Source organism: Flavobacterium sp. (assembly GCF_043779715.1).
Lineage (GTDB): Bacteria > Bacteroidota > Bacteroidia > Flavobacteriales > Flavobacteriaceae > Flavobacterium.
Genome location: NZ_JAYWDT010000072.1, coordinates 1 through 9,433 on the forward strand (window position 1 = coordinate 1; position 9,433 = coordinate 9,433).

Annotated in this window: 11 protein-coding genes; 8 read left to right on the plus strand and 3 right to left on the minus strand. The window is 31.2% G+C overall.

Annotated features, from left to right (window positions below; translation table 11 throughout):
* From ACH2BG_RS03820 to ACH2BG_RS03855, 8 genes are all read left to right on the plus strand, one after another.
* Positions 1-584 (plus strand): DNA replication/repair protein RecF (locus ACH2BG_RS03820; RefSeq protein ID WP_395046394.1); only part of this gene is annotated, 584 nt, incomplete at its 5' end.
* A 25-nt stretch (positions 585-609) separates the two neighbouring features.
* The gene (locus ACH2BG_RS03825; RefSeq protein ID WP_395046395.1) at positions 610-1,302 is read left to right on the plus strand and encodes a thioredoxin domain-containing protein; all 693 of its coding nucleotides are present in this window, start codon (positions 610-612) and stop codon (positions 1,300-1,302) included.
* A 1-nt stretch (position 1,303) separates the two neighbouring features.
* The gene (locus tag ACH2BG_RS03830; protein WP_395046396.1) at positions 1,304-1,978 is read left to right on the plus strand and encodes a DUF2461 domain-containing protein; all 675 of its coding nucleotides are present in this window, start codon (positions 1,304-1,306) and stop codon (positions 1,976-1,978) included.
* Between the two features lie 9 nt (positions 1,979-1,987).
* Positions 1,988-3,049: a glycosyltransferase gene (locus ACH2BG_RS03835; RefSeq protein ID WP_395046397.1), complete on the plus strand. Its 1,062-nt coding sequence runs from the start codon at positions 1,988-1,990 to the stop codon at positions 3,047-3,049.
* Positions 3,050-3,052: 3 nt separating this feature from the next.
* A complete protein-coding gene (asnB, locus tag ACH2BG_RS03840; protein ID WP_395046398.1) occupies positions 3,053-4,900 on the plus strand; it encodes an asparagine synthase (glutamine-hydrolyzing) in 1,848 nt (615 codons plus the stop codon).
* A gap of 39 nt (positions 4,901-4,939) precedes the next feature.
* Complete coding sequence (gene murB / locus ACH2BG_RS03845) at positions 4,940-5,953, plus strand: UDP-N-acetylmuramate dehydrogenase (protein WP_395046399.1); 1,014 nt, start codon at positions 4,940-4,942, stop codon at positions 5,951-5,953.
* Positions 5,954-5,970: 17 nt separating this feature from the next.
* Positions 5,971-6,753 (plus strand): ABC transporter ATP-binding protein, encoded by a 783-nt coding sequence (locus ACH2BG_RS03850; RefSeq protein ID WP_395046400.1) that lies wholly within the window; start codon positions 5,971-5,973, stop codon positions 6,751-6,753.
* Between the two features lie 69 nt (positions 6,754-6,822).
* Positions 6,823-7,590 carry a dienelactone hydrolase family protein gene (locus ACH2BG_RS03855; RefSeq protein WP_395046401.1) on the plus strand — a complete coding sequence of 256 codons (768 nt, stop codon included), beginning with the start codon at positions 6,823-6,825 and terminating at the stop codon, positions 7,588-7,590.
* Here ACH2BG_RS03855 and ACH2BG_RS03860 read toward each other — a convergent pair whose 3' ends face one another.
* The 3 genes from ACH2BG_RS03860 to ACH2BG_RS03870 are packed head-to-tail and all read right to left on the minus strand — an operon-like array spanning position 7,591 to position 9,266.
* Positions 7,591-8,043: a tRNA (cytidine(34)-2'-O)-methyltransferase gene (locus tag ACH2BG_RS03860; protein ID WP_395046402.1), complete on the minus strand. Its 453-nt coding sequence runs from the start codon at positions 8,041-8,043 to the stop codon at positions 7,591-7,593.
* A 10-nt stretch (positions 8,044-8,053) separates the two neighbouring features.
* Positions 8,054-8,626: a pseudouridine synthase gene (locus ACH2BG_RS03865; RefSeq protein ID WP_395046403.1), complete on the minus strand. Its 573-nt coding sequence runs from the start codon at positions 8,624-8,626 to the stop codon at positions 8,054-8,056.
* A gap of 1 nt (position 8,627) precedes the next feature.
* Positions 8,628-9,266 carry a Pr6Pr family membrane protein gene (locus ACH2BG_RS03870; RefSeq protein ID WP_395046404.1) on the minus strand — a complete coding sequence of 213 codons (639 nt, stop codon included), beginning with the start codon at positions 9,264-9,266 and terminating at the stop codon, positions 8,628-8,630.
* Positions 9,267-9,433: the final 167 nt, after the last annotated feature.

Here is a 9,433-nt window from a genome sequence, read left to right on the forward strand (position 1 = left end):
AATATTTTGCAGTGAATCGTGTTTTTGAAACTGGAACTTTAGACATTTATAACGAACAATTAAATGCTTTTGGGAAAAATATTTTTGAAAAAAGAAAACAGTTTTTAAACGATTTTATTCCCATTTTCAATTCATTTTATCAAAACATTTCTAATTCAGCCGAAACAGTGCAATTGGAATATGAAAGTCAGTTAGAAAATCAGGATTTATTATCACTTTTACAAGAAAATATCAATAAAGACAGAGCTTTGCAATATACAAGTGTTGGCATTCACAAAGATGATTTATCTTTTAATATCGAGCATTATCCTATCAAAAAATTTGGTTCACAAGGACAGCAAAAATCTTTTTTGATTGCTTTGAAATTAGCTCAATTTGAATTTGTAAAAAAACAAAGTGGAGAAAAACCTATTTTACTTTTCGATGATATTTTTGATAAACTAGACGAAACTCGTGTCGAAAAAATTGTAGCTATGGTAAACAATGATGATTTTGGTCAGTTATTTATTTCCGATACACATTCTGAACGAACAGAAAATATCGTAAAATCGACCCATCAGAGTTATAAAATATTTAATCTTTAATGTTATATTAGCTAAAAAAAAAGAAATGAAAAAAATAATCTCTATTCTAATAATTGTTGTGGTTTTTACAAGCTGTAAAGGACAAACATCAAAAGCCATACAAACTATTGATGTAAAAGCTTTTTCAGAAAAACTACAAACAACAGAAAAACCTCAATTACTTGATGTTAGAACGCCCGAAGAATATAATATCGAACACATAACAAATGCAACAAACGTAAACTGGAACGGAAGCGATTTTGTAGCTAAAGCCAGTAATTACGACAAAACAAAACCCATTTTTGTATATTGTAAAGTGGGTGGAAGAAGCGGACAAGCGGCTGAAAAACTTGCCGAATTGGGTTTTACAACCATATACAATCTTGATGGCGGGATGATGAAATGGAGCGCTACGGGTTATTCTAAACCAAGCACAGAAAAAGTTGGAATGACAAAAGCAGAATTTGAAAAACTAATCGTTTCAGACAAAAAAGTTTTAATCGATTTTTATGCTAAATGGTGTGGTCCTTGCAAAAAAATGGCACCTTATTTAGAAAAAATGAAAGTCGAATTAAAGGACAAAGTAATTATTATAAAAATTGATGCCGACGAACATAAAACTTTATGTCAAGAACTTAAAATAGATGCTTTACCAAGATTAATATTGTATGAAAAAGGGAAAGAAATCTGGAAAAACACAGGTTATATTAGCGAAGAAGATTTAAAAAAACAATTGTAAAATGATTACCAAAGAAGCAATTCAGTTTATTGACGACCTAAAAGCCAATAACAATACGGAGTGGATGCATGCCAACAAAAAACGATACGAAAATTACAAAAAAGACTATCATCAGTTTATTGCATCGGTTTTACAAGAAATGAAGCCTTTGGACAAATCTTTAGATCAATTAGAAATTAAAAATTGTACTTTTCGTATAAATCGTGATATTCGATTTTCTAAAGACAAACAACCTTACAAAACAAATATTGCACTCTGGCTAACCACTAATAAAAACAGAAAAAATAGTCCTGGTTATTACATTCATTTCGAAAAAGGAAGTTCGTTTATCGCTGGTGGTGTTTGGTGTCCTGAAGCAAATGAACTAAAAAATATTCGTAAAGAAATTGCTTTTTTTTATGATGATTTAGAAGCGATTGTAAACAATCCTGCTTTCAAAAAAGAATTCAAAGAAATTACTCGTGAAGAAAGTAATTTATTAAAAAAAGCACCGAAAGGCTACGAACCAAATCATGCTGCTATCGAATTTTTAAAACTAAAAAGTTATACTTGTTCGCAAAAAATTGAGGATAAGTTATTTTTAGACAAAGATTTTTCAAAAAAAATAGCACAAAAATTAATTGCTTTAAAACCATTAAATGAGTTTTTAAACCGAGCTTTAGAAACCGAAGAATAAAATATTACAATGCAAAAAAAACGAATTCTTTTCCTTGGAGAAACTTATCGTGCCGACGCAATTACTTGGATGAATGGTCTGAAGGAGTTTGGCGATTTCGAAATCGTAACTTGGGAATTACACACCCGAAGTACTGGCGTTTCTAGAATAAAAAGATTGGCAGAATTATCTAAATCCTTTTTAACCATAAGAAGTATTACAAAAAAATTTAATGCCGATATGATTATTGCCGAAAGAACCACAAGCTACGGATTTCTTGCTGCACTTTCAGGAATAAGACCAATAGCCATTGCGCAACAAGGGATAACTGACTTATGGCCACAAAATTCTCTGCTTTATCCTTTTAAGAAGATTATTCAAAGTTACGCTTTCAAAAAAGCAGATTTAATACATGCTTGGGGACCAGTTATGGCAACACACATGCAAAATAATCATGTGAATATGAGTAAAGTTATGGTTATACCAAAAGGTATAAATCTAAATTTTTTTGAATACCAAGACAATTGTAACGAATCAATTATCAAAGCCATTGTAACTCGTTCTCTACTACCTGAATACAAACATGATGTGATTTTGAAAGCTTTTGCAATTCTAAAAAAGCAAAATATCCCGTTCGAATTAACAATTGTTGGTGATGGAATTTTATTAAGTAAACTCAAAAAATTAAGTAAAGAGTTGGGGATTGAAAATAATGTAACATTTACAGGAAGAATTAGCAACAACGATTTACCTAAACTACTTCAAAAATCAAACTTATATATAAGTATGCCAACAACCGAAGGCGTTTCTGCATCATTGTTTGAAGCAATGGCTTGTGGTTGCTTTCCTGTTGTGACCAATCTACCTGGAAATAAAAGCTGGATTATCCAAAAAAAGAACGGCATTTTAATTGAATCTGAAAATATCGAAAAATTAGCTAATGAGATTGTTTGGGCTTTCGAAAATTCTGAAATTAGAAAAAATGCAGTTTTAGAAAATAGGAAATTTGTAGAAGAAAATGCCAATTATGCTATCAATATGAAAAAAATAGCCGACAAATACCATGAATTAATTAACCTAAGATCTGATTAATTTATGTGTGGTATAAACGGAATATTTGATCTTAATAACAAATCGGTCGATAAAAATCAGCTGGTAAAAATGCGTGATGTTCTTGAACATCGTGGTCCAGACGATGCTGGTATATTTATTGAAAATAATATTGGTTTGGGTCACAGAAGATTATCTATTATAGATACTTCATCGGCAGGACACCAACCTTTTTATTCCGAAAATGGGAGATATATTATTGTTTTTAATGGAGAGATTTACAATTACCAATCTTTTTATACTGAAATAAAAAATAAAGGAATCACACTAAAATCTGGTTCAGATACCGAAGTTTTACTTAAACTATACGAGCTATATGGTTTAGAAATGCTATCTCGCCTAAACGGAATGTTTGCTTTTGCCATTTGGGACAAGGAAGAAAAAAAACTCGTTTTGGTAAGAGACAGAATGGGCGTAAAACCTTTGTATTACTCATTACATAAGAATACTTTATACTTTGCATCCGAACAAAAAGCACTTTTTGCAGCTGGAGTTCCTATACAAATATCAGAAAGTGGATTAGAAGAATATTTCTTTAATAGATTTGTAGCTGGCGAAAACACCTTATACAATAATGTAAACAAGCTTTTGCCAGGACATCACATGACTATTCATGAAAATGGAAATATAAAAACCACAAAATGGTGGAATCTAAAAGAAGAAATACAAAATCACAGTCACATTCTGAACCCTAAAAAATGGTTTGAAGAAATCTTTTTCGAATCGGTAAAACTAAGAATGACAAGCGATGTTCCAGTTGGCATTTTACTTAGTGGTGGTTTAGACTCTTGCTCTATTTTGTCGTCATTATACCATCAGGATTACAAAAACATACAAACTTTTAACATTGGTTTTTCAGAAGAAAAACACAACGAATCTTATTTAGCTAAAAATATTACTGATCAATTCAATTATGAATTCAATTCTATAAAAATTGAGGGAGATATCCTTTTTGATAATTTATTAGAGTCTACCTATTTTCAGGACGAACCACTCATGCATCTAAACGAGCCTCATTTGCTTGCTGTATCTAAATTAGCCAGTCAGAAAGTAAAAGTTCTACTTTCTGGCGAAGGCGCCGACGAGCTAATGGGCGGTTATGTTCGCTACAAAGCCTTAAAAAATCCTTCGTTATTAAAAATTATTGGTCAAGTCAGTAATTTAGAATATTTTAATAACAATCCGAGGTATGATAAGTTAATTCGCTATTCAAAAATCAATAATAAATCGGATTTAATCTTGTTTAACAGTACCAGTATTTACCCCAATGATATTAATTCATTTTACGGACTAAGAATAAAACCACTAAACGAATATCGTTATCAAATCCTAAAAGAAGCAAAAGAATTATATCCTAATAGCATGCAAAGACAAGTTTTATATTTTGACCAACATACTTATATGTGTTCGCTTTTAGATAGAAATGATCGTTGCACTATGGGAGCTTCTATCGAATGTCGTGAGCCATTTTTAGACCAACGTTTAATCGCTGGTTTAGGTACACTCGAGGATAAATGGCTGTTTTCTGGCAAAAAAGGAAAGTATATTTTAAAATCTTCGATGGAAGATAAACTACCCCAAGAGATTATTAATTTCAGAAAAATTGGCCTTAGTGCGCCTTGGAATAACTATCTATTGTATAATAATAGGCTTAGGGACGAATTACAAAACTTTGCAAAAAGTGAAATTTTCAACATGCCTTTTTTAGAAAATCTAAACGGCAAAAAAATTGTCGAACAGATCGAAAAAGGCGACAAAAAAATAATTCCATACATCATGCCATTATTTATGTTACATATTTGGCAAAAAAATTACTTTCAGAAGTTTGTTTAAAATTCTTTATCCTATTTTTGCATATAAAATTGATTTTTGATGACTATAATTCCTAATTTTTCTTTAAAAAAGCACAACACTTTTGGTATCGAAGCCAAAGCAAAACAATTTGTGGCAATTCATTCTGTCGATGATTTGAAAACCGTTTTACAAGAAAATTCAACAGAAAAAAAATTTATTTTAGGCGGCGGAAGCAATATGTTGCTCACACAAGATATTGATGCGTTGGTTATTCATATCGATTTAAAAGGTAAAAAAATCATCAATGAAGATGCAAATTTTGTTTGGGTAGAAAGTCAAGCTGGCGAAAACTGGCACGAATTTGTACTCTGGACCATCAACCAAGATTTTGGGGGATTAGAAAACATGTCACTTATTCCAGGAAATGTTGGTACAACCCCTGTACAAAACATTGGCGCTTACGGAACTGAAATAAAAGACACTTTTGTTTCCTGCGAAGCGATGAATATTGGAACTCAAGAAATGAAAATTTTTACAAATGCAGAATGCCATTTTGGTTATCGTGAAAGTGTTTTCAAACACGAAGCAAAAGGCCAATATATAATTACATCGGTAGTTTTTAAATTAACAAAAAAAGACCACAAAATAAATATTTCTTATGGCGATATCCAATTAGAATTAACTAATAAAAACATCGAAACTCCAGGCTTGATAGATGTTTCGAATGCTGTAATAGCCATTCGTCAAAGCAAATTACCAGATCCAAAAGAATTAGGAAACAGCGGAAGTTTTTTTAAAAATCCAATTTTATTAAAGTCGGAATTCGAACCCATTCACAAAAAATTTCCCGAAATGAAGTTTTACGAAATTTCAGAAACCGAAGTAAAAGTTCCAGCAGGTTGGCTAATCGAGCAAGCAGGTTTCAAAGGAAAACGTTTTGGAGATGCGGGAATTCACAAAAACCAAGCCTTGGTTTTAGTTAATTATGGTAATGCAACTGGACAAGAAATTCTGAATGTATCCAAAGATGTGCAAAAAACAGTTTTTGAAATGTTTGGCATTTATATTGAGGCCGAAGTAAATGTGATTTAAGTAAAACAAACCACATTATGAATAATAAAAATATTCTTTCTACTTCAAATTTAAGTATTGGTTACAAAACCAAGAACACAGCGATTACTATTACTCAAAATCTTAACTTAAACTTTCAGGAAGGCAAACTTATTACTTTAATTGGCGCTAACGGAATAGGAAAATCGACATTATTAAGAACATTAACTGGAATTCAAAAACCAATTTCTGGTGACGTTCTTTTAAATAATAAATCGATTGAGAGTTATGACAACCAAACATTAGCTCAAAATTTGAGTGTAGTTCTTACCGAAAAATTGCCTCCTAGTAATTTGACCGTTTACGAATTAGTTGCGCTAGGAAGACAACCTTATACCAACTGGATTGGAAAACTTTCTGCAATAGATATTCAAAAAATAACTGAAGCCATACAACTTACAAATATTACCCATTTATCTGATAAAAAGCATTTTGAAATTAGCGATGGTCAATTACAAAAAGTGTTGGTTGCAAGAGCTTTAGCACAAGACACACCACTTATTATTCTTGACGAACCTACAACACATTTGGATTTATTACACAAAGTATCTCTCTTTAAATTACTAAAAAAATTGTCGAAAGAAACAGGAAAATGCATTCTTTTTTCGACTCACGATATAGATTTAGCCATTCAATTGAGTGATGAAATGGTAATTATGACAAATGAAATAGTTATACAAGACGAACCTTGCAATTTGATCACCAAAGGAGCTTTTAATACTTTATTTAAAGATGATAATATTATTTTTGATGACCAAAAAGGGAAATTTATTTTTAAATAATTAGGATTTATTTCACATCTGTTGAATGTGAAATATTCGTAATTTTACGATAAATTAAATCTTTTTAAGATGAAAAACTTATTTCTTACTTTATTCTTCATAACTGCTATCTCTTCTCAAGCACAATTAAAATCAGTTTCTTACACTGATGGAGATCAAAAACTAGAAGGAATTTTAGCACAACCTAAGAAAATTTTAAAAAACAAAGCCGGAGTATTAGTTTTACCAGCTTGGATGGGAATTGAAACCAATGCAAAAACGAATGCTACTGAATTAGCAAATCTAGGATACATTACTTTTGTTGCTGATATTTATGGTGTTGACAAAAGACCTACAAATACAAAAGAAGCAGGTCAGTTGGCTGGTTATTTTAAAACCAATTATATAGAATATCATAAAAGGATTCAATTAGCTTTAGACCAATTGATAAAAGCTGGAGCAAATGCTGATAAGATTGCCGTTATTGGATACTGTTTCGGCGGAACTGGGGCATTAGAAGTTGCTAGAGCTAATTTTAAAGTTAATGGTGTGGTCTCTTTTCATGGTGGTTTGGGTAGAGATGCCTCAAGAACAATCGAACCTATTAATCCTAAAGTTTTAGTACTCCATGGTGCTGATGACTTTTTCGTATCAGATGCAGAAATCAAATCTTTTCAAGACGAAATGCGTACTGCAAAAACCGATTGGCAAATGGTTTATTATGCTGATGCTGTTCATGCATTTACACACAAAGATGCTGGAAATAAAAAAAGTACTGGTGTAGCTTATAACGAAAAAGCAGATAAACGTTCTTGGCGTGCGATGTTAGATTTTTTTGATGAGATTTTCGGAAAATAACTATTTAAAATTAATTTGCCTTCTCGCCTCGCCTACCACAAACGCTACTGAATTTGCAATATTATAACTTCTAATCTTATCAGACATAGGAATCGTTAAATGATTTTCGAATAAATTCAAAATTTCTTCGCTTAATCCTACACTTTCTTTCCCAAAAACCAACCAATCTCCTTCTTGAAAATCCGCTTCATAATAAGATTTTTTGGCATGGGAAGACATAAGAAAAACTCTCGATTTATCTGGAATTTGGTCTATCCATTCTCGCGTATTTTGATATTGATTCCAATCTAAATACACCCAATAATCTAAACCAGAACGTTTCAAATTTTTATCATTAATTTCAAATCCAAAAGGGTGAATTAAATGCAAACGATTGCCAGTTCCAACACACAAACGACCAATATTTCCAGTATTATTAGGAATTTCTGGTTCTACCAAAACAATGTTAAGCATAATTGGTTATTTATTCGGTTATTTTAAATGTATTTACTTCTAAAACTTCTCCTGCTTGCAAGTTGTTTAAATGTACATTTCCTATACGAATTCTTACCAATCGTAACGTAGGAAATCCTACAGCTGCAGTCATTTTTCTTACTTGACGAAATTTTCCTTCGGTTACAACAATAGAAGCCCAAGATGTTGGTCCGTGGCGTTCGTCACGAATTTTCTTGCCTCGCTCGCCAAAGTCAGGAACTTCATTAACAATAAAGGATTGGCAAGGTTTAGTCATGTATTTTGTACCATCAAAACCTATTTCGACGCCTTTTTTTAATCTTTCGATAGCTTCATGAGTCATAATACCGTCAACTTGAACATAATATTCTTTTTCGACTTTTTTGCTACGAACTATTTCGCTCATTTTTCCGTCCGTTGTCAATAAAAGCAAGCCTTCCGAATCTTCATCTAATCGACCAATAGCCATAATTCCTTCGGGGAAATCGTGTAATTCTCCTAGCAGTTTTTTCTTGCGTTTTAGTTCGTATTTAAACTGAGATAAATATCCGTAAGGTTTGTGAATGATGAAATGTTGGTGCATACTAATTTCTATTACTTAACAATTTACTGCTAAATATTAATAAAAATCCAACACTAAAAAAAGCGATTAACATATAAAATGAATTTAAAAAAACGGGAGTATATCCTAAAATATTTACATCTAAAAATGGATATGGGTAATAATTAGAAAAATATCCACGAACCAAAGTGTATATTAAATATAAAAAAGGAAACAGCAGCCAAGGGAAAACATTCTTATATTCTAAAGATTTTTTAGAAACAAATTGAAACCAATATATCAAAACTAAAACAGGAATAACTAGATGTAAAATCTCATCGGTAATCCTTTGCATTCCAGTTGGCACCCATAAAAATCTTAAAATTAAATTGTAAACTATTCCTACAATTGTTATATACATTGTAATTGCTGTTAAGCTTTTACTATTTAAAAAAAACAATTCCAATTTATTTTTTGGTTTAAACCAAAGAACTGTAAAGCAAATTGCTACCAAAATATTAGATTGTATCGTAAAAAAACTAAAAAAGCGAACAATTGTTTCCAGAACAGAGGCAACGCGATTTACGATTATCAAATATAACTGCAAGAAAACTGCAAGCCAACTGGCTAAAGAAATTACTGCTAAAAAAACAGTACTAGAATTTTGAGATTGCTTTTCCATCTATTTGAAATTATGTTAAATATTGAAACTAATACTCGAAAACTTTTGTTTAATTTTACAAACTTACAAAAAGTATTTTTATGAAAGATTTGTTTATTTTCTTATCCATTTTTATTGTTGCATTTGCTATTGGAATTTTTATTGGCAAAATTATTTTTTCTGCAACA

Excerpts from the sequence above, each read along its gene's own strand:
- ACH2BG_RS03825 (WP_395046395.1), top strand. The coding sequence starts at position 610 with ATGAAAAAAATAATCTCTATTCTAATAATTGTTGTGGTTTTTACAAGC.
- ACH2BG_RS03830 (WP_395046396.1), top strand. The coding sequence starts at position 1,304 with ATGATTACCAAAGAAGCAATTCAGTTTATTGACGACCTAAAAGCCAAT.
- ACH2BG_RS03835 (WP_395046397.1), top strand. The coding sequence starts at position 1,988 with ATGCAAAAAAAACGAATTCTTTTCCTTGGAGAAACTTATCGTGCCGAC.
- asnB (WP_395046398.1), top strand. The coding sequence starts at position 3,053 with ATGTGTGGTATAAACGGAATATTTGATCTTAATAACAAATCGGTCGAT.
- murB (WP_395046399.1), top strand. The coding sequence starts at position 4,940 with ATGACTATAATTCCTAATTTTTCTTTAAAAAAGCACAACACTTTTGGT.
- ACH2BG_RS03850 (WP_395046400.1), top strand. The coding sequence starts at position 5,971 with ATGAATAATAAAAATATTCTTTCTACTTCAAATTTAAGTATTGGTTAC.
- ACH2BG_RS03855 (WP_395046401.1), top strand. The coding sequence starts at position 6,823 with ATGAAAAACTTATTTCTTACTTTATTCTTCATAACTGCTATCTCTTCT.
- ACH2BG_RS03860 (WP_395046402.1), bottom strand. The coding sequence starts at position 8,043 with ATGCTTAACATTGTTTTGGTAGAACCAGAAATTCCTAATAATACTGGA.
- ACH2BG_RS03865 (WP_395046403.1), bottom strand. The coding sequence starts at position 8,626 with ATGCACCAACATTTCATCATTCACAAACCTTACGGATATTTATCTCAG.
- ACH2BG_RS03870 (WP_395046404.1), bottom strand. The coding sequence starts at position 9,266 with ATGGAAAAGCAATCTCAAAATTCTAGTACTGTTTTTTTAGCAGTAATT.